Here is a 25,453-nt window from a genome sequence, read left to right as displayed (position 1 = left end):
GGATATGGTGATGTTTAATTAGTAATGGTTATTTTGATATTTTAGATTCTATTTCTTTAAACTTTTTGATAGTAGCATTAATAAGTTCTTCCATTAGAAGCATATGCTCTTTATATACAACTACCCTTTCAAGGTCTGCCTCTTCTGCCTTACAGGACATCGTCTTTTTACGATAGTTTAGCATCCTGTCAATAATGTTTTTTTCAAAAGTGATCATCTTGATGTAATTGTCAAAACGCTCGCTAAATGCCGATGGGCGATAGTATTTTTTACGGTCGCCGTGCTGGGTATAATAGGTAATCTTGCCCAGTTTAAGCAACAGGTTCAGGTTTGTAGAAACAGAGCTTTTACTGGCGCCGGTCATTTCAATAAAATCTTCAAACGTAAATTCGCGGCTGCATCCGTCAAGTATCAATGTGGCTAATATTCTGGAAGCCAACGGCGGCAGATGGTGCAGGGTTTCGAAATGAATACCGAACATCTCTATAAGCTCTTCACGTTCTTGTTTAAAATCAGACATGTTTATTTTTGAAGCAATGAGGTGCAAAGGTATAAATTAGTTCTGTTGGTTCGGTTGCAGCCGAACCAGATGTGTAGTTAAAGTTTTGTTAAGTGTTTTAAAGCGGTATGAATTGTGGCATGTGGCGCATTAACAATACCACCATAAACACACTTAAAATGCCTATTGTTTAATAAATTAATTTATTTTTGCGGGGTAAAATAAAAAAAATGTCTTTAAAGAAAGCCTACCTTATTGTTATCCTTGTTTTATTGGTGGACCAGATCTCTAAGATCTATATAAAAACAAATTTTATGCTGGATGAGGCTGTAAATGTTTTTAGCTGGTTCCAGATACGTTTTATAGAAAACGAAGGTATGGCCTGGGGTACTAAAATACCAGCATGGCTGGGCGGTAAAATAACACTAACGGTTTTCCGTATCGGTGCGGTAGCAGGTATAGGCTGGTGGCTGGCCGATTCGGTTAAAAAACACATGTCTCCCTATCTCATAGTATCTATTGCGCTAATACTTGCCGGGGCTTTTGGTAACATTATCGATTCTGTTTTTTATGGCGTAATATTCGATCACAGCCTGCCAAATAAGGTGGCTGCCTTTGATACAGCACAGCATTATGGACGATGGTTTGAAGGGAAAGTTGTAGATATGCTGTATTTTCCTATTTACCAGAAGAATGGAATAACCTATTTCTTTAATGCAATTTTTAATATTGCCGATGCCGCCATATCGGTAGGTGTGGGTATCCTGATCGTGTTTAATAAAAAGGCATTCCCAAAGCAGTAGGTAGTAGCTTTACCCAGTCTTGGAATCAGATGGCTAAAACCTGTAAATTCTCTCAGGTGTTATGCAGTATTCCAGTGCAATGTCTGTCTCATTATGCGGAATGTCCTGTTCTTCTGCCTCAAAAAAGGATAAGCCTATCTTTATAACATCAGGTTTGCATTCAGCCAGAAAGCGGTCGTAAAATCCTTTGCCGTATCCTACACGGTGTCCTTTAGAGTCAAAAGCCAGTAGGGGTATAAAAACCACATCAAGTTTAGCAGAAGGTACTTCAATACCGTCTATCGGCTCAGGTATGCCGTAAGCGTTAATTACAAGTTTTGTATTGTCTGTAAGCAGATAGTGTACCATGCTGCAACTTTCAAAATCTGACCTCGAAACAACAATCTCCTTATCCCTGCCACACAGTACATGCTGAATAAGACCAGTATGTACTTCCTTTTGGTTTTCCATAGTAAGGAACAGGTGATAATAGGTGTTATCCCAAATATCAAGAGCCAGCAGCCTGTTGGCAATTGCCAGGCTTTTTTCTTCCACTTCGGCAACCGAGAGTTCCTGGCGGAGGTACTTATATTTTAGGCGGAGCTCTTTTTTACTCATTCTTTCTCTTTGGAAGTTCTGTTTTGGAGAGTATCTCTTTAGCTTTCTCAACTGTATTGGGAAATAAAACCTGATTTCTATATTGCTCAAGATTTTTGTCAAAGGCAATTAAGGTAGTTTTGGTTTTTTTACTTGATAACATCATAAGCCAAAAATAATAAATGCTTTGTTATAATCCTGTTTGAACGAAGTTGTATAGCAAAAAATCCCGCCGAAGCGGGATCCTGAAAAAATATCTGTTTTATGGATTAAGCCTGATTTTCTTTGTTTCCTAAAACGCTCCTGCTTTTACTGTAAGCAAAATAGAAAATTACACCCAGTACCATCCAGCCAATAAGCCTGGCCCAGTTTAGCCATCCAAGTCCGTAGATCATGGCAAGGCATACCACGACACCTAAAAGTGGTACAAACGGTACAAGCGGTGTTTTAAACTCACGCACCATATTTGGCTCTCTCTTACGTAATATGATTACAGAGATACACACAAGTATAAACGCAAACAGGGTGCCAATACTGGTCATGTCGCCCACAATGTCGCCGGGTACAAATGCAGCGAATAAGCCCACAATAAGCAAAATTACAAGGTTTGCTTTATAAGGCGTCTGGAATTTAGGGTGCAGGTGGCTAAAGAACTTAGGTAATAGCCCATCTTTACCCATTGAGTAAAATACACGGCTCTGGCCTAAAAGCATTACCAGTATTACCGATGAAAAGCCAAAAAGGATGGCTACGGTTACGAAATCGCCCAGCCATGAGTAGCCCACCATGTATTTGTTGATGGCAAAAGCGACTGATGCTTCTTTACCTGTGGTACGGAAATCTTCTATGGTGGCAACACCGGTAAGCACGTGTGCAAACAGTATGTAAAGCACTGTACATACCGCTAGTGAGCCTAATATACCAATTGGCATATCGCGCTTAGGATTTTTAGTTTCCTGTGCAGCAGTACTTACGGCATCAAAGCCAATAAAGGCAAAGAACACGGTACCTGCGGCACCAAGTATACCCATAATACCCCCAAAGTTATGCGATACGCCTGCTTCATCTTTATAAGTTGAAGCAGCAGGAATATAATTTTCGTGGTTAAGCGGATTGATAAACTGCCAGCCCAGTACTATTATAAGAACCACGATAGTAACTTTTACAAGTACAATTAAGCCATTTACAAAAGCCGATTCCTGTGTGCCTTTAATAAGCAGTAAGCTGATAGCCCCAACTATAAATAAGGCTGGCAGGTTAATAAGGCCTGATACACCCTCGGCAGAGGTTTGAAAAGGGGAGTGGCTCCACTCATACGGTATAGGGTTCATGTGCAGCACACTGACCAGTAAATTATTGAGGTATTCGCTCCAGGCAATACCCACGGTTGCGGCACCCACAGCATATTCAAGAATAAGATCCCAGCCAATTATCCAGGCAAGGAACTCGCCCATTGTTGCATATGTATAGGTATAAGCACTACCCGAAATTGGAATTGAAGATGAAAGTTCTGCATAGCAAAGGCCTGCAAGTGCACACCCTATTGCGGCAACAATAAAGCCAATGGTTACAGACGGGCCTGCATTTTGTGCTGCTGCTGTAGCGGTGCGTACAAAAAGACCGGCGCCTATAATTGCCCCGATGCCCAGCGCTATTAGCGACCATGCTGTTAATGTTCTTTTTAAACCTTTTTCAGATTCAGAAGCTTCGGCTAGCAACTGCGTTAAGGGTTTCCTTCTCCAAATAGACATAGATAGTTGTTTAGTGTTGTTTTAAGAATGCCCAAATATAAAGGTTTTGTGATTATTATAATAATTTTAACGTATTTATATGGGTAACTGTTTTTTTAAGCGCTTGAATATGCAGTATTTAAAAAAAGCGAAAGACACCTTTCAATGCCGTAGCCTGTAAGGTGTCTTTTTAGTATAATAGTTTAGGAATATTATGCTTTTTTAGCGCGCGGTGCACGTTTTGGCTTTTCTGCTGTAGCCGCTTCAGCCGCAACTTCAGCTGCTGTCTCTTCGGTAAGTACTGCTTCAGCCGCAACTTCTGTAGTTTCTTCCAGTTCAATAAAAAGCTCTTCTTCTGCTTCAAGTGCAGCTTCTGCAAGTTCTTCTACTTCATCTTCGTTTAAAAAACGAATGTCTTTAAAGCTAACTTCAAGCAGGTTGCCGGTTTCGGCATCTTCAATAAGGCCATAAAACTTCTCGTTGCCTTTTCCGTTAACATTGGTGCCCCACAGGTGGAACAGGCCTATTTTTTTCTTTTCTTTCTTAACCGTTTTCTTTCCTTTTTTAGGTTTACTCTTTTCAATAACAGTAAACGCTACAAGCCTTAAATCTTCTCTGTTCATGGGGTTGCTTTTTTATTTTACATTTTGGTAACGCAAAATTAACGTGACTAAAATTAAAAATACGGATTTCAATGTTAAGGATTGCATTGTGCGTAAAAACTTAACATTGGGATTTTTACTTACAGATTCTTTAATGTCCCTTTTGAGTATTTTTTCTAATAAGGTAAAAAAGTATAAATGCCATATCAATCGCTACAAAATAGATAAGGTCATTGGTGCTCATTGTTTTCATGCCTGGATTTAGATATATCCCATCAAGGTAAAAATAGAGGCCAATACAATTGACGATGAGCAATATGAATACAATAAGCTTAAATATCATTTGATTGATTAGGTTATGCGGCAAGTTTTAATCCCACCACAGATACAAAATATTATTGTCTTTCATTTCTTTTGCCATTTCATCCACAGATCCGCTTCCCTGGTCTACTATATCGGGGCAAAAAGCGTATAGCTCTTTTGCAAAAGCCGTCATGTCTGCGGGTTGTTTAATGAATTGAGCTTCAATCCAGTCCGGTCCTGCGCCTTTAATAGTAAAAGGATACTTGGTATGCCATCTGTAAAGTGTGCCAATAATAGCATTAGTTGTATGGTTATAATTAACAGCCTCAGTACCTACGGCTCTCAAAATATCGAACTGGTCTTTTGTTTTTAGTATGGTCAGGCTGTCGCTGCCATGCCCAAAACCGTCATAGCTTTTAAATAAAATATAACCTTTTTGCCTTAGCCATGCGTCCATTTTTCCTGAAATAGCTGTAGCTTCATTTGGTGGTAAGCCAACAACAAGAGCATGATTGTAGTTAGTAGCCGTCATGTCCTGGTGGCGCTCTGCGTCATATTCATGCGTAACGGTAATAAATTGTTTAACCTGTGCATCTGTATACTCCCTGAGTTTTAGCAGCACTGCCGGGTTAAAATGCACCTTTTCATTTAGGGCTGTTTCTTCAACAGATAATACCGGACCATCTTTCCTTTTCTCGCAGGAAAGAAAAACAAAAGCTAATACAGCGCAATAGATAGTTGTTTTCATGGGCTATTCACAAAAATTATATTCTCCTTTAGTACAAATCTTTCCGGTGCTAATAATGGTGTGCGACTGCATTTTTTGTCCTGCCAATACCTGTTTTATAAAGGTAATGGTTTCGGTGGGTTGTTTGCCAAAGAGCTCGTCGCTATATTCGTGTCCGCCATTGCAGTAGGTGTACAGGTGTGTATTGCCGTTAAGCCCCAAAATATGGTTGTAAATGGAATATGACCCAAACAGCATTATCCAGCCGCTGCTGTTAGTAGGGCACAGGTGGTGTGCCGCAGTGGCGTAAGGAACGGTAGGGTCGCAACTGCCGTGAAACAGCATTATAGGAAGCACGTTCTTTTTTGTGATAAGGTTCAGGTCCATAATGGCACCCGAACCTGATATAAGCCCGGCATAACGAAAACTGTCCGGTAGCCTTGTAGGGTAAAGGTTCATTAAAGAGCGATCCCAAAAGGCGGCGTGCAGTACGGTTTCGGCACCGGCACTGCTTCCCGAGATGAATATTTTGCTGGTATCTATATTATAGGTCTCACTGTTTTTGATGAAAAATAGTGTTGCCTGCCATAGCTGGTTCGCGGCGATTTGGAATGCCTTAACTTTCTCGGTCAAAATGCCATCGCAGCTAAACTTTTTGCCTTTCATGTATAGCGTATAGCTTATAGAGGCTGCTGCAATGCCATTTTTTGCAGCCTCGCGGCATACGGTATGTCCCCATTCGCGCGTACCCACTGCAAAGCCCCCACCATGCACATGGATGAGTAATGGTGTTTTTTCTTTTAGTTTACTTTTTTTTGCCGTCTTTGGCAAAAAGAGGTCGAGTTGTAGCTGGGCACTATCGTTTACAAAATAGGTAATGGTTTTGTAATCCTGAGCACTGGCAAAACTTAGTGTAAAAAAGGCGAGTATGAAAAAGGTGATTTTAGACATTGTGTTTTAGTTTTATTTGTGAGGTTTTGCGGCACAAGCAAAGAATTTTAAAAGACTATTGTTGTTCTTCAGGCAAAGCAGGCAGGTTGTGTCCTGCGAGCAATTCGTTAAACCATGATTTGTATTCGCCCAGGTCATCACTTTTTAATTTAGCTATGGCCAACTCAGTCATTTCAGGCTTACCCGTTTTTAGTAATATTTCGGTAAACCCATGATAATAATACATTTCATCTTCAGATTTAAAGCTAAATGTTTGGAACACATCTTTAAAATAAGCCTCAGCCTTTTTTTTATAGCGTCGCGGATAATGATCTAAGAGATATTCCATTGCAATGGCATTGTTCTTATTAAAGGCAAGATATTCTATACGGGGGAGGAATTTTTTACTGATTTTATTGTTTTCAATAAGCAGACCCCATATCCTGAACGATACGTGTTTATCAGTAAAAATAGCAAGGCTGTCCATACGGTTCATCACTACATTCCTTCCTGCTCTCCTGCTCATGCGCTTTATAGGCTTGTCATTTGGGTAATATATAATGCTGTCGCCGGCATTCTCTTGTATGCTGGTCCAAAAGTCATCATAGACGATAGCAGAAGTATATTTAGATATAGAAGTACAGCCTGCACTTATGTCAATTTCTTCTTCCCTTGCCAGTTCATTTTTAAACATCAAAAAAGGATTGCCTTTGCCTGATTTAATAAGATCATGGCAGGTGTACATCCTGATTGTTCCGTTTTCGTGGTTTGCAAGCGATGTAAATTCGTCATGATTCAAGGCGTTCTTTAGTTCCTGGAATTTAATTTGTTGCGGACTTGGGAATATCGATGAATTTGAATTCGCTGTAAGCACGCTGTCTATAAGTGCTTCTTTGCTTTGGGAAAAGCAAAGAAAAGGTATTAGGAATATGATAAGAGCTTTCATATTAAGCTGATTTACAATAATAAGGTAGCGGGCGTGTAAAATGTTGTATAAACTACTCCGGCAACAAAATAGTAAATACGGTACCTTTACCTAATTCGCTGGCTACACTAATGTGGCCGTGGTGGTTTTCTACTATTTTTTTGCAAAGCGCCAGTCCTATTCCGGTACCGGCATTATCGGTAAGGCGCTTAAATATTTTAAAAACTTGCTCTGCATAGTGTTGCTCAAACCCAATGCCGTTATCTGCTACTACAATTTGTATATACGCCCTGCTTTTGTCGCTAATGGTAATGTCATCAAGCTCAGATCTTAATACCGGCCTTGACGTAATTTTTATGTCTGGCTCGTGCGATGCAAATTTTATAGCGTTACTAAGCAGGTTGCCCAGTAGCTGGTGCATTTGTACCGGTATTGCATTAATAACGGGCATGCCCACAGCAGTAAGTGTTACATTCTTTTCTTTTATAAGCAGGTCATAATCCTCCTTTACATTTCCGAGTACAGTATTAAGGTCTACCCTTTCATAAAGATCGTCTGTACGCGAAAGCTGGCTATACTTTAGTACGCTTTTAATAAGGTTAGACATGCGCTGTGCAGATGCTGTTATTTTTTCGGCATAGCGCGTTGCAGAGTCCTTATCATCTAGATTACTGTGCAGCATTTCGGCAAAGATCTGTATTTTTCGCAGGGGCTCCTGTAAATCGTGCGATGCTATATAGGCAAACTCTTCGAGCTGCTTGTTCCTGAATTCAATATCCTTTGCATAATTGCGTATCTGGTCTTCGGCCAGTTTACGTTCTGTAAGGTCGCGGGTTACTTTTGTAAAACCTATAGTATTTCCCTCTGCATCGTGTACAGCTGTTATAACCACGAGCCCCCAAAAGGTAGAACCGTCTTTTCGCACGCGCCATCCCTCATGGGTAGCCCGCCCTACGGCAAAGGCTTCACTAATAAGTTTTTCCGGTAGTAGTGCTTCGCGGTCTGCATCAAGGTAAAATATCCTGAAATTGCGGCCCACTATTTCCTGTTCAGAATAGCCTTTTATCTGTTGCGCACCCAGGTTCCAGTTTTGTACATTTCCTTCGGTATCCAGTAATAAAATGGCGTAGTCCTGCACTTCGGCTATCATTCGCTGGTAAGTTTCCTGGTTTTGCCTGCTGTTTTGTGTACTTTCTTTTTGGTCTTCCATGGGGTGGTTTTAATGTTTTACTGCGGTTTTAAGCAGTCATGTTAATAAAATAAGGCATATCGTTGCCGGTAATGAGTTCTTTAAGAACCCGTGTAAGCTTTCCCAGGCTGTCTGGTTTTACCAGGTAGTGCGCAGCGCCCATTTTCATTAGCTCTTCTGCTTCCTGCTCCCGCGATGATGTTGTGTATATAACCGCCGGGATGTCGCGCAGCATAGGGCGTTTTTTTATTTCCTGTAAACACTCTTTACCACTCATGTGTGGCATATTAAGGTCTATGAAAATAAAGTTTGGTGTTTTTATGGTGTCATTAAGATCGGTCAATGCTTCGCTGCCGTTTTTTGCGGTAAGGCAAACAGCATCAACCTGTGCACGGTTAAGGGCAATAGAAAAAATGTCGCGGTCGTCGTCGTCGTCGTCAATGAGGTACACAACAGGCTGTTGTTGTTCCTCTTCGGCATACAGGTTACTGTCCAGTTTGTTGCTGATAACAAAGAATAATTTCTTCATGGCTGATAGTTGTGATGTATATTTTTTAGTAAGGATGTGCTTAAGGAATGCAATACGTATATACCATGTTAAGGACAGGAAATGTCTTGTAATATCCGGGCAATAGAGTGCACAGGCAGTATTGCGGGCAAAGCACAGCAATGCCAGGCAGGCAGAAAGCCCTGGTTAAAGAATATTTCATGTTATATTGGTTTTGAAATCCAAATATAGTATTTTATGTTGTCAAATTAAATCTGTGACACATCTTTTACATTATTCCATAATTTCCGCATCTCATAAAAAAAAATCATTACATTCGCAAATTGATTTTTTGAACGTATCTATAATGAGTAAGAAGTTTACTGAATATAAGGGTCTTGACCTGCCTACAGTGGCAAGTGAGGTGCTTGATTTCTGGAAGAAAGAGAATATATTTGAGAAGAGTGTAACCACGCGCGAGGGCAAGCCGCAGTATGTGTTTTTTGAGGGCCCGCCAAGTGCAAATGGCCTGCCGGGCATTCACCACGTGATGGCCCGCGCCATTAAAGATATTTTTTGCCGTTACCAAACCCAGAAGGGACACCAGGTAAAGCGCAAGGCAGGATGGGATACCCACGGCCTTCCGGTAGAGCTGGGTACAGAGAAAGAACTGGGCATTACTAAAGAAGATATAGGTAAAACCATTACCGTAGAAGAATATAACGAAGCCTGTAAGCGTACCGTAATGCGTTATACCGATGTGTGGAACGACCTTACTGAAAAAATGGGCTACTGGGTAGATATGGAAGACCCATATGTTACCTACAAACCCAAGTATATGGAAACCGTATGGTGGCTGCTTAAGCAGATCTATGATAAGGGGTTACTATACAAAGGTTACACCATACAACCGTATTCGCCAAAGGCAGGAACAGGGCTTAGCTCGCACGAGGTAAACCAGCCGGGTGCCTACCGAGATGTTACCGATACTACTATCGTAGCACAGTTTAAGACCGTGGCCGATACACTGCCTGAAGTGCTGAAAGGCTTTGGAGCTATCGACATCATGGCATGGACCACTACACCGTGGACACTGCCAAGTAACACTGCACTTACTGTTGGTCCAAACATTGATTATGTATTGGTGAAAACCTTTAATCAATATACGTTTGAACCGATCAATGTTGTATTGGCAAAAAACCTTGTTGGCAAGCAGTTTGGTGGTAAGTATTTTGAAAGTGCTGAAGAAACTGATTTTGCAAGCTATACAGAAGCTGATAAAAAGATTCCATATACAGTATTAGCCGAAGCCAAAGGTAAAGACCTGGTAGGTATACGCTACGAGCAACTGTTGCCGTATGTATTACCGTACCAAAATCCGCAGGATGCCTTTAGGGTAATCTCGGGCGATTTTGTTACTACCGAAGATGGTACCGGTATTGTACATACCGCGCCTACTTTTGGTGCTGATGATGCCAAGGTAGCTAAAGAGGCTAAGCCTGAGGTACCGCCTATGCTTGTGTTAGATGAGCATGGTAACCCAGTGCCGCTGGTAGACCTTCAGGGTAAATTTACTTCGCATCTGGGCAGTCTGTCAAATCCTAACGGAGATGCACTGGAGCTTGCCGGTAAATATGTAAAAAACGAATATTACGATAAAGACCAGGCGCCGCAACGCAGTGCCGATGTAGAAATATCAATCTATCTTAAAGAGAACAACAAAGCCTTTAAGGTTGAGAAATATGTACACAGCTACCCGCACTCATGGAGGACGGATGAGCCGCTATTGTACTACCCGCTTGACAGCTGGTTTATAAAAGTGACCGATGTTAAAGACCGTATGTTCGAGCTTAACGATACCATTAACTGGAAGCCTAAAGCTACCGGAGAAGGACGTTTTGGCAACTGGCTTAAGAATGCTAACGACTGGAACCTTAGCCGTTCGCGCTACTGGGGTATCCCGTTGCCAATATGGAGGACTGAGGATAAGACCGAAGAGATACTTATAGGTTCTGCCGAAGAACTGTATAACGAGATAGAAAAGGCAATCGCTGCCGGTGTTGCAACAGATAATCCGTTTAAAGGATTTGAACCGGGCAATATGAGTGATGCGAATTATGATCTTATCGACCTGCATAAAAATGTGGTAGATGCGATAACGTTAGTTTCGCCATCAGGCAAGCCGATGAAGCGTGAAACCGACCTGATAGATGTTTGGTTTGATAGTGGTGCCATGCCGTATGCGCAGTGGCATTATCCGTTTGAAAATAAAGAGCTTATAGATAACCACGAGTCTTTCCCTGCCGATTTTATTGCCGAAGGGGTAGACCAGACACGTGGCTGGTTCTACACGCTCCATGCTATAGGTACGCTGGTGTTTGACCAGGTGGCGTATAAGAATGTTGTTTCTAATGGACTTGTGTTAGACAAGAACGGACAAAAGATGTCTAAACGCCTGGGCAATGCAGTAGATCCGTTTACGACGTTGGCTGAATATGGACCGGATGCTACGCGCTGGTACATGATAAGCAATGCCAACCCTTGGGATAACCTTAAGTTTGATATTGAAGGTGTGGCTGAGGTGCGCCGTAAGTTCTTTGGTACACTTTATAATACCTACTCATTCTTCTCTTTATATGCTAATATCGATAACTTTAGCTTTGCTGAGCCTGAGGTTCCGTTAGAGGAAAGACCGGAAATTGACCGCTGGATATTATCTGAGCTTAACACGCTAATAAAAGACGTAGATACATTCTATACTGAATATGAGCCTACACGTGCAGCACGTGCAATATCAGACTTTGTACAGGAAAACCTGAGCAACTGGTATGTGCGCCTGTGCCGTCGCCGTTTCTGGAAAGGCGAATATGCGCAGGATAAAATTGCAGCTTATCAAACTTTATATACCTGCTTAGTTACTGTAGCTAAGCTAAGTGCGCCTATAGCGCCATTCTTTATGGACAGGCTGTACAAAGATTTAACACAGGCTTCACAGAAAGATGCAGCTGAGAGTGTACATTTGGCCGACTTCCCGGTGTATGCTGATAAGTATGTTGATAAATCGTTAGAAAGCAGGATGCAGAAGGCGCAGACCATTTCATCGCTGGTGCTATCCCTCCGTAAGAAAGAGGCTATTAAAGTACGCCAGCCGCTGCAAAGGGTGATGATTCCGGTGCTTGACGCAAAACAGAAGGCTGAAATTGAGGCGGTTGCCGAGCTTATAAAAGCAGAGGTGAACGTTAAAGAGATACAGCTTTTAGACGATGCAAGTGGCGTTTTAGTAAAGCAGATAAAGCCTAATTTTAAGGCACTTGGCCCACGATTTGGTAAAGATATGGGGCTGATAGCCAATGAGATAAAAGGTTTTGGTCAGGAGCAGATTGCAGCGCTTGAAGCGGCAGGAAGCCTTGAAATTGCGGTTTCAGGAAAAAGTATTACTTTAACCCCTGAAGATGTGGAGATTTCGAGCCAGGATATACCGGGCTGGCTGGTAGCCAATGCAGACGGTTTAACCGTAGCGCTGGATATAACGCTTACTGAAGAATTAAAGAACGAGGGTATAGCCCGCGAGCTTGTAAACAGGATACAAAACATCCGTAAAGACAGTGGTTTTGAGGTAACTGACAGGATAAAGGTTACATTGCAGGATAATAACGCACTTCAGCAATCCGTTAAGGCAAATGAAGCGTATATAAAGAGTGAAACATTAACTGATGAACTGGTTTTTAGTGCTGTAGTAGAAAATGGTACGGAAATTGAGTTTGATGACATAACAACCCTAATATTAATTTCAAAATAGATTGGAAATGGTAGATGAGCAGCAAATTAGATACTCGGATGCGGATCTTGCCGAGTTTAAGGAATTAATTTCAAAGAAAATAGAGAAAGCCAAAGCCGATCTTGACCTGATACGTTCTGCGTATATGAACGACCTTAATAACGGTACAGACGATACGTCGCCTACCTTTAAGGCGTTTGAAGAAGGCAGCGAGACAATGAGCAAGGAGGCTAACTCTCAACTGGCTATACGCCAGGAAAAGTTTATCCGCGACCTTAAAAATGCACTTATACGTATTGAGAACAAAACGTATGGCATTTGCAAAGTAACCGGTAAGCTTATCAATAAAGACCGCTTAAAACTGGTTCCGCATGCTACTATGAGCATCGAAGCTAAGAATATGCAACGATAATATCCTCTACCCCTGCCACACCGGCGGGGGTATTTTTTTGAACTGCAAACTCTCAAAAGGAAATTAGGTAGCTATACTTGCAGGAATGGTAGGTTCTGTCATTGCGAGTGGAGGAACGGAACGCGGCAATCTAATCAACATGAGAAAGGTGCTGTGTCCTTCTCAATTAAGATGAGACTGCCATTATTTTCTGTAGCTTTGCTTTATGGCAAACCTTACTTTTTTAGATAAACTCAGTGCGCAGCTCGTGGCCGACTATGGCGCACAGCTATCGGGCATTACTATTATATTGCCCAATAAAAGGGCGCGTGTATTCTTGCTGGAGTCGCTTAAAAAGCAGCTTACAGGTACTATTTTTGCGCCCACTATTACCAGTATTGAAGATTTTGTACAGGATGTGGCTAACATCCGTACGTCAGATCCTATTGAATTACTCTTTGAATTTTATAATGTTTACCTTGGCCTTACGCCAAAAGATAAACAGCAACCCTTCGAAAATTTTGCCAACTGGGCCAAGACACTCCTGCAGGATTTTAACGAAATAGACCGTTACCTGCTTAATCCTAAATTTGTACTTTCTTACCTCGAAAATATTGAGGAGATAGAACACTGGGCGGTAGATGTAGAAAAGCGCACTACCATGATAAGCAACTACCTGGATTTTTATAAGCAACTCCCGGTGTATTATGAGGCGTTCTATAGCCATCTTTTGGAAAAGGGTGTGGGTTACCAGGGACTTATTTATCGTGAGGCTGTTTCTAATATCGATCATTTTAGTAATGTCTATGCGGGCACAAAACTTGTTTTTGCCGGATTTAACGCGCTAAATGCTGCCGAAGAAAAAATAATTCAGCACCTTATGGCACAGGGGCAGGCTAAAATATACTGGGATATTGACTATGCTTTTTTAAGCGATCCCTACCATAATGCCGGACTCTTTATCCGCCGTTTTCAAAAAGAGTGGAAACAATATGCAGGAAACACCTTTGAATGGATTGTAAACGACTTTGATACCCCAAAGGAGATAAAGGTTATTGGTACGCCAAAAACTGTAGGACAGGCCAAGATAGCGGGTAAGATTATAGAAGGTTTGCAGGATGCCGGGCACAGCCTTGATAAAACAGCCCTGGTGCTGGGCGAAGAAAGCCTGCTGATACCCATGCTGTACAGCCTTCCGGCTAATGTGGGCAGCCTTAACATTACTATGGGCTACAGCAGCCGAAACAATCCTGCGCAAATACTTATCCAGAAATTATTTAAACTACATACTAATGCCATAGGTCGTAGTGAAAAAAGTTATACACTATACTACCGCGAAGTGCTCGATGTGCTTACGCATCCGCTGGTAGAGCCTTATATAAGAGCGGCTAAACTGGTCGATGTTATCAACCGGAATAACATAACCTTCTTTTCGCTTAATAAATTATTTGAGATACAGGGTAATGCTACGTCGTTCTTTACCCTGCTGTTTGAGCGTTGGGACCCTGCAGATCCTAAAGTAATACTTGAGCGTATTAGTAATATTCTTTTAGAATTGAAATCCTATTTGGGCGGAGATAATGAGGAGGATAAAATTACTAAGGCTTTTGTGTATTCTATTTTTAAGGTGATGAACCGCCTTACTAACTATTGCGAAAAGCACGGCCACATCAATTCGCTACAGGTGCTGCATAGTATTTATAAGCAGGTAATCGATTTGGCTGAGGTTTCGTTTGAGGGTGAGCCATTGAGTGGACTCCAGATTATGGGAGTACTGGAAAGTCGTGTACTCGATTTTGAGAATGTAATCATTACCAGTATGAATGAGGGGAAATTTCCGGCAGGTAAATCACAAAATTCGTTTATTCCGTATGACGTAAAGCGCGAATTAGGCCTGCCTACATACAAAGAAAAGGATGCTATTTATAGTTACCACTTTTACCATTTGCTGCTTCGGGCAAAAAATATTTACCTATTATACAATACCGAAAGCGAAGGACTCGATGCCGGCGAACGCAGCCGTTTCCTTACACAGCTTGAAATAGAAAAACGCCCTGCTCATACTCTGAGTAGTGTTATTTACAACGCTGAACTTCCGGATAAAGCCTATGAGCCCATGGAAGTGGTTAAGACTTCTTTAGTGATGGATCGCCTAAAGGAAATTGCTACTGTTAGTGGTTTTTCGCCATCGGCACTTACAGGATATATGCGTAACCCTATGCAGTTTTACTACCAGCGCATTCTCCGCATTCGCGAAACCGATGAGGTGGAAGAGAATATAGCACTGAATACCCTGGGTACGATTATTCACGGGGCGCTTGAGGAACTTTATAAGCCTGTGCTGAGCCGTTTCCTTACAGAACAGGATATTGTGATTATGGAGGCTCTTGCCAATGATGGGGTAATGCGCCAATTTGTTACGGTATATAAAGAGGGTGAAATAAAGCGTGGGCGTAACCTGCTGGCCTTTGAAGTGGCTAAGCGCAATGTAAATAACTTCCTGAAACAGGAAAAGGCCGCCCTTGCCCGGGGTGAGGCGATTAAAGTACTTGCGCTCGAAACTAAATACGACCGCTGGCTTGAACATGAGTTGCTGCCGTATCCGGTGCTGATATCAGGAAATATCGACAGGGTAGAAGAGCGTAACGGTAAACTAAGGATAACGGATTACAAAACCGGTAAGGTTGAAAAAACAAATGTTACCCTGAAAGACTGGGACGGCCTTACGCTTGATGTAAAGAACGATAAGATAATACAGCTGCTGTGTTATGCATTTATGTATGAACCGTTGGCAAACGGGCTGGAAATGGAAGTGGGGATCATATCATTTAAAAACATGAAAGCCGGTTTTATGGGCTTTAGTTTTAAAAATGGGTGGGATAAGTCGGCTCCTGTACAGGATGTAGTTGATGCAAATCTGTTGGGTTCGTTTAAAGAACAACTGGCATCGTTAATAAAAGAGTTGCTAAATGCTGAAATGTCTTTTAAAGAAGAAGTGGTTTAAAACGTTTTTTTCACTTACAAAATAAAGATAGCTGTCATATATTTGTAAAACCAAAATACCAATTATATTATGAAATACATTATTCCTGCCCTGTTAATGGCTTTTTGTGCTAATGCGCAAAGCATAGCTGAAGATACAACAGACAACGATACCGGAACCAGAACGGTAATTACAAAAAATTTTGCGGCTAAAGAGATTGGCCCGGATGATACCATTGCAAGAGACGGGCTGGTGTTTTTTTCTGCCGGAATACAGCAAACAAAAAAGGCAAATACTACTGTTGAGATTTATTTTGTTGAGCTAAATATTGTGCATAGCGACAGCCGTCTTGGTTGTCTTACGCAGGGGGTGAGCAAAATTATACTGGAGCTTGAAGATGGTTCAAAAATGGAATGCACCCAGATAAGTGATACAGATTGCGACCCTCTTGGTTTTAAAAGTGCTTTTGCACTAATGCCAAAAGGTGGTACATCTTTGCAAATGAAACAGAATTTTGAAAAGTTGAAAAACGTGCAGATTAGAAAAATTGATGTTATTACCACCGAGAGAGAGGTTATTTACGCAGTTAAGTCGAAATCAAGGCAATTTATTCAGGGTCATTTTGCACTTTTAGAAAAAACTTTTGCAAAGTGATTGTTTGATACTGTGTAGGTTAAAAAAAAGTGTGCTTTTTTTGTAAATAAATGTTGTTGTTTACTTGCTTTGAATGTAAAATAGCGGTAATATTGCACCCACAAAACCGGTCCTATAGCTCAGTTGGTTAGAGCACCTGACTCATAATCAGGTGGTCCCTGGTTCGAGCCCAGGTGGGACCACGGGTAAAACCTCAACGAAATTGATTATCAATTAGTTGAGGTTTTTTTATTTTATAATTGTACGATTTTTGTACGGCTGTGTTATAATATTGAAAATACCTACTGACTAGTAGGTAAAAGATGATACAACAAATTATGGATTAATTATAAAAATGTCCATGTATCATTTCTAAAAACTCAACTTCATTTTTATTTAATCTTTTTTCTTTTGTGCCTTCATGTGCCCAAAGGTTTCTATGCGAATTAAATATAGATATCCATTTTATTTTGTCTGTCTTGCTATTAAAACCATTACCGATATTTATTGAGAATTCATCTTCAAAGGTCTTAAAATTCCCATTGTTCTTTTCAGGTTTCTTTGTCCAGTGTTTTTCAATAATAGTTTTGTAATCATTAATATTGAACATATCTTTCCAGTCAGAACTTTCTTTATCAAGGCCTTCTTTGTGGTTTTTCTCGTCTTCTTGCAGTGCTCTGTCAACGCAATCACGCTTTATGCTGCCAATTTCAAGTTCCCATTTGTCTCCATATATTTCTTTTAATCTAGATAATGTGGATTTTTTCATGAACTTCTCAATCTCTACACCAAATTTTCTTCCTTTATCTTGCAACTCGTCATTTTGCCTTTCATTCCAGTCGATCAGATCTGCGGGATTAAATTCGTTATATTTTTTATTTACAATGCTTTGAAAATTTCTTAGCCATTTTATATCTGCACCCGCACCAAGCAGACTTAACTGTTTTTCTTCTTCCTCTTTAGGTATATCACTGACGTAGTCAAGCAATGCTTTTAAGTATTTCCTTATTTGTTCAAATCGTTCTTCAGGAGTTGATTTCTTTGTCAAAGTATTTTCGTCAATTAAAAAACGGTTTAAACTACCTATTAGACATATAAACGCATACGTACCTCTATTCGATACTATAAAATATTTTTCGCGTTTAAAAATATCTGAATAATTCTGCTCTACAAAGTCATAAGATAACTTGAGTAATATTCCAATATTACTCTTGGCGTTTGTCATTTCTTGATTATGATCTTTATTAGATTCGTCATATAAAGAATATTTTATTGAGTCATCAGAGTATTTATTTCCTTTTGCTACAGGAAGCAAACCGCTATTACTTAGGGCTATAGTGAAAGGCTTAAATGTTAAGATAGAGGTATCTTCGCCCACAGATATTTTGTTATATAAAGGACTAGAATTAGAATTTGACAATTCTTTTGTTATAGATGACCTTAAAGCCTTTATTCGGCTATCAGCCCTATCAGAATCCCAAAATAAATCTTCCTCCAAGTCTAGTCTAAGGCTTGGACTTACGGCCTTTTGATTCTCATTAATATCCATAAAAATTTCCAATTGCTCTATGGTATCAAGTCCGTCGAATGCTACAACAGGTATTGTGTTGTTTTTTAAATATTTAGATCCAGCGTAACCATATACTCGGTGTTGTCCGTCGATAATATAGGCGATTCCATAAGAATTTGGGATTTTGAGCGTGCCAAAACATGAATTTGAACTCGTGAGTTTTGATGATGCATCGAAGTGTATTGAGTGCTTTGAGCTATTAAAATTTACGATAATAGAGTTTGGAAAATAGCCTCCATCATCGATAAATTTTGTTATGCCTTTCAGGCGTTTGGGCACAAGTAATCTCTGATACGTTGGAAACTCACTAACGTTAGCCTTTGTTCTATGTAAAATAAATCCCATCTTTAAAAGCAAATGAGGTTCAATAGAAAACATGTAATATTTTTTGTTACCCATCATGCCTTGCACAGCGGGAATTTCGATCTTATCAAGATTAATCAGTTCATTTTTAAATATCAACCCAAAAAATTGATAAAGCGATGAAGATTTATAGCTTTTTATGATATTGTTAATATAGCTATAAGCATTGTTATCATAGAGGAAAGATTTACTGCTTTTAAGCACCTCCAAGTCTGGACTATCAAGATCAAATCTTATATTATGCGTAGCAAAAATATATTTAACTTTATATTTATCGCCGTAAATTTGCCTAAATAATTTTTTAAAGCCATCTAGTTTTTGCTTTAATGTACTAAACTCTTCAGCAAAGGATTCTGCTTTAGAAAAGACTTCATTGGCTTTACAGGTGATAATAAAAATAGTTTCATCGTGTATTGCTACGATATTAATCTCTTCTAATTCACCTTCATTTTTACTGTACGGTAAAAGAATTGGCTTTGAACTAATTTTTCTAAATCCTAGTTCATAGAATTGACACCATATATCGTCCTCGAATTTTGTAAAAAAACCCTTTAACCTGCGTAATGGCGTTTTTGTCTTTAAAGGCTTTGTATATTCCTCCCAGCCATCTGAATTATACTTTACAACATCTGAATGGTTGACAGCTATATTTTCAAATTGGCTTTTCTTTGATTTATATATTTTACCTAGTGACGACGTGTCCTGTGTAATCTCTGATTTAATTCTGTTAACCTCTGTGTCTGATAAAAACGCCATAGAATTATATGTTTGTAAATAAATACTCTGAATATTGACCCCTAGAAGAATTCCGACCTCCCACTACACTAGCTCGTGAAATTTCTTTGATTGTGTCATTCTCTTTTTCAAAAATTTCCTTCACTTTTTTATGAGCCGCATTGGTAAGAATGTAGTATGCTCCATCGGCTTTTATTTGATTGATAGCATTATCAAGCCTATATTGATCATCTAGAGAGAAAATTTTTTGATTATACTGAATAAAACCGTTTTGATTGTGTGCAATTGTGTATGGAGGATCGAGAAATATAAGACTACCTTCGTTTATGTTAACAAGAGAGTCTTGAAAATCACAATGAGTGATATTAACACACTGTAAATAATCACTAACATAGAAAATGTTATCAAAATCGAAGTTAAACTTTTCTCTATATCCATAAGGCACATTATATCCTCCATTGGAGTTAACTCTATATATGCCGTTGAAGGAAAATTGATTTAGATAAATAAATTGTGCAGCTTTTTCAAATTGGTCATTAAAAGATTTAGATCTGATTTCATAATATGAGTCTTTATCCTTTTTTAAACCTTTCAAAATCTCTACTATTGACTTGGGATTTTCTTTTACAGCCAAATAAGTGTCTATTAAATCTTTATTTGTATCTGAAATGAACGCTTGAGTTGGCTGGAAATGAAATAATATAGCTCCACCGCCAACAAATGGCTCATGATAGCCTTCATAGTTTTTTATATCCACAAATAGGTCTAACTCCTTTTTAAGCCACCTCTTTCCCCCAGCCCATCTCAAAAAAGGTTTAGGATCTTTTTTTTTTAAAATAGAAATATTTTCAAGCATATAATTTATGATCTGCAATCTAAAGCTAGCGTAAATATATATTATAATTTTATGATAAAAATGAGTAATCCCTCAATTCAGGTAAAAATACCTATTAATGGGGATGCTTAAGACGTAAAAAAGTGTTTGAGTAAGGGATGCTATAACTGACCAAAATACTGGCGGGATTAAGATTTATCCAATATACATTTATTTATTAATAAGACAAAGGTGTTATATTTGCTCAAGTAAAATATTACGTACTGATTACATTTATTGCTTTCACCGAATTACCACAAAACGAAACCAAAGCTTATAATGTATGTAGTGCGCCCGTTTGGGCGTGGCTATGTCATTTGCTTTGGTAAGGTGTGGTAACCTTGGTGATAGCGTGATGTAGTTCACGCTCTTTTTATTTGTAAAGTTTTTTTAATCACCAAATTACCACCATGACACAAAAACCAAAGCAAGACCCAAAACAGGCCGCTAAAGGCTGTGCAATTATGATAGCAATAGCTGCTATAGGATTTTTTAGTATCAAATCGTGTTTCTTTAATAACGATGCTAAAGAGCAGGTTACAAAACCAAAATTCACCAAACAGGACGCTGTTGTACAATCACACCTATGTGTAGAGAAATTATTAAAGTCGCCTGGAAGTGCTAAGTTTGCATACCAGCCAGACGAAACAATTGAACAAATAAATGATACTACATTTATAGTGTTAAGCTATGTGGATTCTCAAAATGAATTTGGCGCATTGATGAGGACTTATTATAAGTGCAAAGTTATAGGCCATGAACTTGGGCAGGCGAGATGCGAAGATTTGAAGCTGGAAGAGAAGTAATAACGAAAAGGACTTAACAAGTCGTAAGGTACTGTAAACGATTTATAAGTATTAATGCAATGTGTTGCCCACGCCTATACATCTACACTCAACACACTTTTTGGATTTGTTATATATTTTGTTGCTTGCTAAATATAACAGTCTTAAAAAGGCTGTAATTGCATTGTCTTTCATGCTTATAGCGCAGCAAATGTTATATTGAATGTTGAGGTTGGGTCGGTTTAGGGCAGCAGCTTAATTACAATATACACCTGAATACACTGTCATATTCAGGTGTATATTTATTTTATAAGCATATTTCTATTCCATCAGTATCATTGATTGATATAAGTAGTTTTCAGTATCTAATGTAAGATTACCATATAACTGCCACCCTTCCTTCAGGTGTTTATTTAACTGTTTTTCAAATTCTATTAATTGTGGCTCTCTAACCAGCTTGTATTTTTTAATTTTCATAAGAAAGATATTTTTAATGCTACATATTTTGCATTACCTACATATATCATGTATATAGTGTATAATATGCAGCTATTTAAACTATTTTTTTTTGATATAAATCGAGTACCCCAAACTTGTTCGCTTTCTTTCGTAACCTAAGCTATCCAGTTTTTTTGAAAAAGCTCTTTCAGCGGATGCTATAAAACCATTTGTTTGGCAAAAAATTTTATAATCAAGGTATAATGCAGCCAGTTTAATGTTTTCTAAAATAGATTTTTCGTAATTTTCTTCTTCAAGGAACATTAATATACTGTCATTCTCTACTCTGTATTTTTTTACCTGATTTTCAATAATACTACTATGCGTAAAATTCCTGTTTGCCAATAGCCTCTGAAGCCCTTCTATTATCCAATTAAAAATGCCTGAAAGCTCATCTTCAATAATCTTGGTCGCCAATTCCTTATCTTGCTTTTCCGGAGGTATAGTAATTTTGAACGGTATTATTAGGAACCTTCTAAAGTATGCGTCTGTATGCTCAATCTCTTTTGGTAGCTCATTACAATTAAAGATTAATCTTGCGTAGTCTTCAATTGTTAATGGCATACCGTAGGGCAGACGGGCTTCCACAGGTTCTCCTGAACATAACTGCTTAAAGACAGCCGTATCGAGTTTGCCATTTATCTCTGTTGCATAATTTAATAGTTTGTGTGAAATCATAGCTCTATTGTAACCTTTGGAGTCCGTTAAGGATTGCAAACTGTATACAGAAATATTTTGTTTACCTACTAAGGCATTTATAATTTCAAACAAAACACTTTTGCCATTTGCCCCTGAACCGTAAAGTATCAAAACCTTTTCAAGCTTCAATACTTTGTTACGTATAAATATGTATCCTAAGTACTCGGCCAAAACCAATTGCAGTTCTTTGTCGGGTAAAACTTGATTTAAAAAATTAGTAAACTTTGGACATCGTGCAGAACTGTCGTAAGAAAATGGTAACTGATAAGTCATAAAATCGGACTTATTAAAACCTCTTAACTCTTGGTTCTGTTCGCTAATCTCAAATGTTCCGTTTTTTAGATTTATCAAAACCTTTTCTGGCAGGTGTATTTCTTTTAAAGAGGCATCTGACATAAACTGTTTTAGTAAATCGTCCTTAAACTGGAAAAAGCGAGCATCGTACTTATCCGTTCCCGATTGTAGTGCTACTTCCCCTAAAAAATCTTTAAATATTGGCGTATCAAGCTGCTGCCAATATTCCCCATTAAAAAGATATACCACTTCATTTTTGCGACATAGACTATAGTTTTCTTGGTTTGTTACGTTGAGTAGATTATCAACTACTGGTATAAGGTAATGCTTTTTCTGAAGCTTGTTGATCTCTGCTGTGTCGTCAAAATAACTTGCAAACTTAATAGGCTGAATTTTATTTTGTAGATGGGCAAGGATACTTAGCACTGGTATATTTTCCTCTTGCATAGCTTACTTCTTTAATGGTTTAAGACACTCTAAAAGCTCGCTTTTTTTGTAGTATCGCCTGTTGGCAATCCCGTAGGCTTTAACCTTACCTCGGTTCGTCCAGTGCCATAAGGTACTACTATTTATTTTAAGAAGGTCGCAGGCCTGTTCGCGGGTCAGTAGGTCAACCTCCTCCATCTTAATCGGGGGTATTTGCTGTAAGCTGGCCAGAAGTGCCTCAATGGAATTAAGGCGTTTGTCAATCGTTTCAAATGGATTATTCATCTGCAATAGTTTAAATTAATAATGATTTCTATTGCAAAGATTATGACGGGTAGAGAGGTGGTAACCGGTTATAACTGGTTACTGATTTTTAAAATTTTCATTCAAATCATTTAAATCCTGCTGTGCCTTTAAAGTTTCAAGTCCTTTTGAAAATAATAGACTTATTATTTTCTCTAATCTTTTGACCTTGTTTTTTTGCTTAGTTTCAGTTTCACCCGATGCAATTCTATTAGCTCTATAACTGCATTCGTTATATAATTGAAGTAATTTTTTCCCTGAAGAGTGTCCATGTTCTTGAGCTATTGCATTTGCGTTTAGTTGCGTAATGTTTTTATTAGAGTAATAAAAAAACATGGCAATTTCGCTTAATGATAAATCAAGAAGTCTTTCTATTAATGGTGCTTTAGGTGCTGTCAATTCTGTAAGCCTTTCTTCAAGAAAAGAGGAGTATTCTTTCAACATCCAAAAGTGATCTCGCTTTGTTTTACTTTCTATATATTTGGCACTTTTAACTTTACTTTTTGATATTTTATCAAGGTTAACGTCATTGTCTAAAAAAATAGAAATATCGTTTTCTAAGCTAAGAATTTCTTTTTGTTGATTTTTTAGTAGAAATTTAATGTAGAAAACCTCATCAGCTAAAGGGTTATTATTTATAAATTCCTTAAGGCCTAAAGAGTAATTCATTTTAAAGAATTGTTTATACCCTGTTCGTACAAAATTTTCTGCCATGTGTTCATTAAAAATAATTAGTTAACTCCATTGCAATGTCTTTATTGCTCTTGCCAATATATGCCAAAAACATAGATTCTGTGCTATGTCCGGTTACATATATTAAAAAAGATGTTGGTATAATACCATAGTTATTTGTGGCAAAGGTGCGCCTACCTATATGCGAACTTACCAGTTCCCATTTTTCAAACAATCCTGTGTCTTTGCGGTAAAGTTTACTTCCGGGAGATGTTTCAACTTTTTTACTGCCGTATACTTCATGGTTTAGCCCTGCTGCCTTACATACTTCCTTTATATAGGCATTATATTTTTGGTCGGATAAAGCACGTGGGAATTCTCCATTTCGCTTTTGTAATATATCAATTACCAGTTTTGATAAGGGTATAGTCATTTTTTTACCTGTTTTTACCTGTGTAAATTCAATTAAAGGTTTCTTTTCCCCTTGCCTATTCGTTTCATAGCGTATCCAGTCTTTAGTGAAACGCATAAAGTCTGAAACGCGCTGTCCTGTATAACAGCTTATAAGTAGCCAATCGCGTGCATTTTCCAGAGATTTTGTTAACCCTGTAGTTTCCGAAATTGTTTCTAATTCGGCTTTCGTTAGATATATGATTTCTGTTTTATACTGTTTTGTTTTTATGCCGTCAAGCTGATGATTGGTTTCTAGTCCATTAAATTTTGCATGCCTGCAAACCGTTTTTATAAAGCGAACGCTTCTAGCTACTGTGCTGGGAGCGTATCCATTATTGGCACAATAATCTTCATAATCCTTTTTAAAATGTGTATCTACATCAGAAATAAGCAGTGCTTTGTCGCGGTCAGTTTGATACCGCGTTACCATTTGCTTTATTACATTACATTTTCTTATCGTAGTTTCGGTTAACTCACCACGCTTATACTCAATGTAAATATCCATATATTTCACTAACTCTGTCGGCAAACTAACTGGGGCAGCAGGTGGATTATAATAGTTGTCTATTTGAGTCTGAAGCCATTTTTTATTTACGTCGATCGTTTGGGTAGCATTAAATGCTTTCAATACATGCTTTTCTACTTCTTTTAATTCTGACTTAATTTCAGCCTGTTTATCGAACAGGTCAATATCTTTAATGCGTTTCTGATTGTGATACTTATTCCAGTATTCCTTTGAAACTTCACATTTGGTATTAGCACCTATAACATGGTCTTTATTGTCGTGCCTATAGAGCAATCTGAGTATTAGATTTGCGCTTTCTTTTGTAGAACGGTATAAGTAGTTAACTGTAGCCATAAAATTGATTTAAGGGCAAATATAACCAATTATTTGTACGGCATTTGTACGGTAGTTTGCAAATTCAGACAATTTATCGCAAACCGTTACAATAATCAAGATAAAGCGTATCTTCGTAAAACCTTTGCAAATAAAGGGTTTTATGGATTTTATGTGCTAATTTCAGTTTGTGCTTTTTTGCAAAGGTTAAGCCCAGGTGGGACCACTGGTTTTACAGAAAGCCTTCACAGCAATGTGGAGGCTTTTTTTGTTAGATTCTGTTTTTTTCGGCAGGCTGTTTGATATAACTATTTTGAAACCAATTAAATAATTATATCATGAAAACTCATTATTTGAAACTATTCACTAATAAAGAAGTTGTTTAGT

General features: G+C 38.6%; 22 protein-coding genes and 1 tRNA gene. 7 read left to right on the top strand and 16 right to left on the bottom strand.

From position 1 onward, the window contains the following. Positions 1-28 precede the first annotated feature (28 nt). Entirely contained in the window at positions 29-520 is a 492-nt protein-coding gene (locus DYH63_RS16935) for a hypothetical protein (RefSeq protein WP_116789919.1), read from the bottom strand. Between the two features lie 209 nt (positions 521-729). Here DYH63_RS16935 and DYH63_RS16930 point away from each other — a divergent pair, with 209 nt between their 5' ends. Beyond that, positions 730-1,302 (top strand): lipoprotein signal peptidase, encoded by a 573-nt coding sequence (locus DYH63_RS16930; RefSeq protein WP_116789918.1) that lies wholly within the window; start codon positions 730-732, stop codon positions 1,300-1,302. Positions 1,303-1,335: 33 nt separating this feature from the next. Here the strand turns inward: DYH63_RS16930 and DYH63_RS16925 are convergent, their stop codons facing one another. The 8 genes from DYH63_RS16925 to DYH63_RS16885 all read right to left on the bottom strand — a co-directional run bounded on the left by DYH63_RS16925 (position 1,336) and on the right by DYH63_RS16885 (position 8,813). Then, complete coding sequence (locus DYH63_RS16925; protein ID WP_116789917.1) at positions 1,336-1,899, bottom strand: 5-formyltetrahydrofolate cyclo-ligase; 564 nt, start codon at positions 1,897-1,899, stop codon at positions 1,336-1,338. Positions 1,900-2,147: 248 nt separating this feature from the next. Beyond that, positions 2,148-3,629, bottom strand: a complete 1,482-nt coding sequence (locus tag DYH63_RS16920) for an amino acid permease (protein WP_116789916.1) — start codon at positions 3,627-3,629, stop codon at positions 2,148-2,150. Positions 3,630-3,820: 191 nt separating this feature from the next. Next, the gene (locus tag DYH63_RS16915; protein ID WP_116789915.1) at positions 3,821-4,231 is read right to left on the bottom strand and encodes a hypothetical protein; all 411 of its coding nucleotides are present in this window, start codon (positions 4,229-4,231) and stop codon (positions 3,821-3,823) included. A gap of 349 nt (positions 4,232-4,580) precedes the next feature. Then, on the bottom strand, positions 4,581-5,261 hold the full coding sequence (locus DYH63_RS16905) for a DUF4253 domain-containing protein (protein WP_116789913.1): 681 nt from the start codon (positions 5,259-5,261) through the stop codon (positions 4,581-4,583). Positions 5,262-5,264: 3 nt separating this feature from the next. Next, positions 5,265-6,191 (bottom strand): alpha/beta hydrolase, encoded by a 927-nt coding sequence (locus DYH63_RS16900; RefSeq protein ID WP_116789912.1) that lies wholly within the window; start codon positions 6,189-6,191, stop codon positions 5,265-5,267. 55 nt (positions 6,192-6,246) lie between these two features. After that, a complete protein-coding gene (locus DYH63_RS16895; protein WP_116789911.1) occupies positions 6,247-7,116 on the bottom strand; it encodes a hypothetical protein in 870 nt (289 codons plus the stop codon). A 52-nt stretch (positions 7,117-7,168) separates the two neighbouring features. Then, positions 7,169-8,305, bottom strand: coding sequence for a sensor histidine kinase (locus DYH63_RS16890; protein WP_116789910.1), 1,137 nt, complete (start codon positions 8,303-8,305; stop codon positions 7,169-7,171). A 28-nt stretch (positions 8,306-8,333) separates the two neighbouring features. Further along, positions 8,334-8,813: a response regulator gene (locus tag DYH63_RS16885; protein ID WP_116789909.1), complete on the bottom strand. Its 480-nt coding sequence runs from the start codon at positions 8,811-8,813 to the stop codon at positions 8,334-8,336. Positions 8,814-9,138: 325 nt separating this feature from the next. Between DYH63_RS16885 and ileS the strand changes: the two genes are divergently transcribed. The 5 genes from ileS to DYH63_RS16860 all read left to right on the top strand — a co-directional run bounded on the left by ileS (position 9,139) and on the right by DYH63_RS16860 (position 16,759). Further along, positions 9,139-12,570: an isoleucine--tRNA ligase gene (gene ileS, locus DYH63_RS16880; RefSeq protein ID WP_116789908.1), complete on the top strand. Its 3,432-nt coding sequence runs from the start codon at positions 9,139-9,141 to the stop codon at positions 12,568-12,570. Between the two features lie 7 nt (positions 12,571-12,577). After that, positions 12,578-12,961: a TraR/DksA family transcriptional regulator gene (locus DYH63_RS16875; RefSeq protein WP_116790871.1), complete on the top strand. Its 384-nt coding sequence runs from the start codon at positions 12,578-12,580 to the stop codon at positions 12,959-12,961. Between the two features lie 205 nt (positions 12,962-13,166). Continuing rightward, positions 13,167-15,944, top strand: coding sequence for a PD-(D/E)XK nuclease family protein (locus DYH63_RS16870; RefSeq protein ID WP_116789907.1), 2,778 nt, complete (start codon positions 13,167-13,169; stop codon positions 15,942-15,944). A 69-nt stretch (positions 15,945-16,013) separates the two neighbouring features. Beyond that, on the top strand, positions 16,014-16,577 hold the full coding sequence (locus DYH63_RS16865; RefSeq protein ID WP_116789906.1) for a hypothetical protein: 564 nt from the start codon (positions 16,014-16,016) through the stop codon (positions 16,575-16,577). Between the two features lie 108 nt (positions 16,578-16,685). Further along, a tRNA-Ile gene (locus DYH63_RS16860) sits at positions 16,686-16,759 on the top strand. Positions 16,760-16,899: 140 nt separating this feature from the next. Here DYH63_RS16860 and DYH63_RS16855 read toward each other — a convergent pair. Further along, complete coding sequence (locus DYH63_RS16855; protein ID WP_116789905.1) at positions 16,900-19,245, bottom strand: DGQHR domain-containing protein; 2,346 nt, start codon at positions 19,243-19,245, stop codon at positions 16,900-16,902. 4 nt (positions 19,246-19,249) lie between these two features. Then, the gene (locus DYH63_RS16850) at positions 19,250-20,080 is read right to left on the bottom strand and encodes a DNA adenine methylase (protein WP_116789904.1); all 831 of its coding nucleotides are present in this window, start codon (positions 20,078-20,080) and stop codon (positions 19,250-19,252) included. 428 nt (positions 20,081-20,508) lie between these two features. On the opposite strand from DYH63_RS16850, the gene DYH63_RS16845 reads away from it, so the two are divergent. Then, positions 20,509-20,904, top strand: a complete 396-nt coding sequence (locus tag DYH63_RS16845; protein ID WP_116789903.1) for a hypothetical protein — start codon at positions 20,509-20,511, stop codon at positions 20,902-20,904. Positions 20,905-21,204: 300 nt separating this feature from the next. Here the strand turns inward: DYH63_RS16845 and DYH63_RS16840 are convergent, their stop codons facing one another. From DYH63_RS16840 to DYH63_RS16820, 5 genes are all read right to left on the bottom strand, one after another. After that, positions 21,205-21,360, bottom strand: coding sequence for a DUF1737 domain-containing protein (locus DYH63_RS16840; protein WP_162927073.1), 156 nt, complete (start codon positions 21,358-21,360; stop codon positions 21,205-21,207). A gap of 81 nt (positions 21,361-21,441) precedes the next feature. After that, the gene (locus DYH63_RS16835) at positions 21,442-22,821 is read right to left on the bottom strand and encodes a DNA primase family protein (RefSeq protein WP_116789902.1); all 1,380 of its coding nucleotides are present in this window, start codon (positions 22,819-22,821) and stop codon (positions 21,442-21,444) included. Between the two features lie 3 nt (positions 22,822-22,824). Further along, positions 22,825-23,085: a helix-turn-helix domain-containing protein gene (locus tag DYH63_RS16830; protein ID WP_116789901.1), complete on the bottom strand. Its 261-nt coding sequence runs from the start codon at positions 23,083-23,085 to the stop codon at positions 22,825-22,827. Positions 23,086-23,163: 78 nt separating this feature from the next. Beyond that, the gene (locus DYH63_RS16825) at positions 23,164-23,817 is read right to left on the bottom strand and encodes a hypothetical protein (RefSeq protein ID WP_116789900.1); all 654 of its coding nucleotides are present in this window, start codon (positions 23,815-23,817) and stop codon (positions 23,164-23,166) included. A 7-nt stretch (positions 23,818-23,824) separates the two neighbouring features. Further along, entirely contained in the window at positions 23,825-25,087 is a 1,263-nt protein-coding gene (locus DYH63_RS16820; protein ID WP_116789899.1) for a tyrosine-type recombinase/integrase, read from the bottom strand. Positions 25,088-25,453 lie beyond the last annotated feature (366 nt).

Origin of the sequence: Flavobacterium psychrotrophum, assembly GCF_003403075.1 — a bacterium.
Lineage (GTDB): Bacteria > Bacteroidota > Bacteroidia > Flavobacteriales > Flavobacteriaceae > Flavobacterium > Flavobacterium psychrotrophum.
This window is presented reverse-complemented; position numbering and strand designations above follow the sequence as displayed.

Coding starts and splice junctions, on each gene's coding strand:
- DYH63_RS16935 (WP_116789919.1), bottom strand. CDS start 520: ATGTCTGATTTTAAACAAGAACGTGAAGAGCTTATAGAGATGTTCGGT.
- DYH63_RS16930 (WP_116789918.1), top strand. CDS start 730: ATGTCTTTAAAGAAAGCCTACCTTATTGTTATCCTTGTTTTATTGGTG.
- DYH63_RS16925 (WP_116789917.1), bottom strand. CDS start 1,899: ATGAGTAAAAAAGAGCTCCGCCTAAAATATAAGTACCTCCGCCAGGAA.
- DYH63_RS16920 (WP_116789916.1), bottom strand. CDS start 3,629: ATGTCTATTTGGAGAAGGAAACCCTTAACGCAGTTGCTAGCCGAAGCT.
- DYH63_RS16915 (WP_116789915.1), bottom strand. CDS start 4,231: ATGAACAGAGAAGATTTAAGGCTTGTAGCGTTTACTGTTATTGAAAAG.
- DYH63_RS16905 (WP_116789913.1), bottom strand. CDS start 5,261: ATGAAAACAACTATCTATTGCGCTGTATTAGCTTTTGTTTTTCTTTCC.
- DYH63_RS16900 (WP_116789912.1), bottom strand. CDS start 6,191: ATGTCTAAAATCACCTTTTTCATACTCGCCTTTTTTACACTAAGTTTT.
- DYH63_RS16895 (WP_116789911.1), bottom strand. CDS start 7,116: ATGAAAGCTCTTATCATATTCCTAATACCTTTTCTTTGCTTTTCCCAA.
- DYH63_RS16890 (WP_116789910.1), bottom strand. CDS start 8,305: ATGGAAGACCAAAAAGAAAGTACACAAAACAGCAGGCAAAACCAGGAA.
- DYH63_RS16885 (WP_116789909.1), bottom strand. CDS start 8,813: ATGAAGAAATTATTCTTTGTTATCAGCAACAAACTGGACAGTAACCTG.
- ileS (WP_116789908.1), top strand. CDS start 9,139: ATGAGTAAGAAGTTTACTGAATATAAGGGTCTTGACCTGCCTACAGTG.
- DYH63_RS16875 (WP_116790871.1), top strand. CDS start 12,578: ATGGTAGATGAGCAGCAAATTAGATACTCGGATGCGGATCTTGCCGAG.
- DYH63_RS16870 (WP_116789907.1), top strand. CDS start 13,167: ATGGCAAACCTTACTTTTTTAGATAAACTCAGTGCGCAGCTCGTGGCC.
- DYH63_RS16865 (WP_116789906.1), top strand. CDS start 16,014: ATGAAATACATTATTCCTGCCCTGTTAATGGCTTTTTGTGCTAATGCG.
- DYH63_RS16855 (WP_116789905.1), bottom strand. CDS start 19,245: ATGGCGTTTTTATCAGACACAGAGGTTAACAGAATTAAATCAGAGATT.
- DYH63_RS16850 (WP_116789904.1), bottom strand. CDS start 20,080: ATGCTTGAAAATATTTCTATTTTAAAAAAAAAAGATCCTAAACCTTTT.
- DYH63_RS16845 (WP_116789903.1), top strand. CDS start 20,509: ATGACACAAAAACCAAAGCAAGACCCAAAACAGGCCGCTAAAGGCTGT.
- DYH63_RS16840 (WP_162927073.1), bottom strand. CDS start 21,360: ATGAAAATTAAAAAATACAAGCTGGTTAGAGAGCCACAATTAATAGAA.
- DYH63_RS16835 (WP_116789902.1), bottom strand. CDS start 22,821: ATGCAAGAGGAAAATATACCAGTGCTAAGTATCCTTGCCCATCTACAA.
- DYH63_RS16830 (WP_116789901.1), bottom strand. CDS start 23,085: ATGAATAATCCATTTGAAACGATTGACAAACGCCTTAATTCCATTGAG.
- DYH63_RS16825 (WP_116789900.1), bottom strand. CDS start 23,817: ATGGCAGAAAATTTTGTACGAACAGGGTATAAACAATTCTTTAAAATG.
- DYH63_RS16820 (WP_116789899.1), bottom strand. CDS start 25,087: ATGGCTACAGTTAACTACTTATACCGTTCTACAAAAGAAAGCGCAAAT.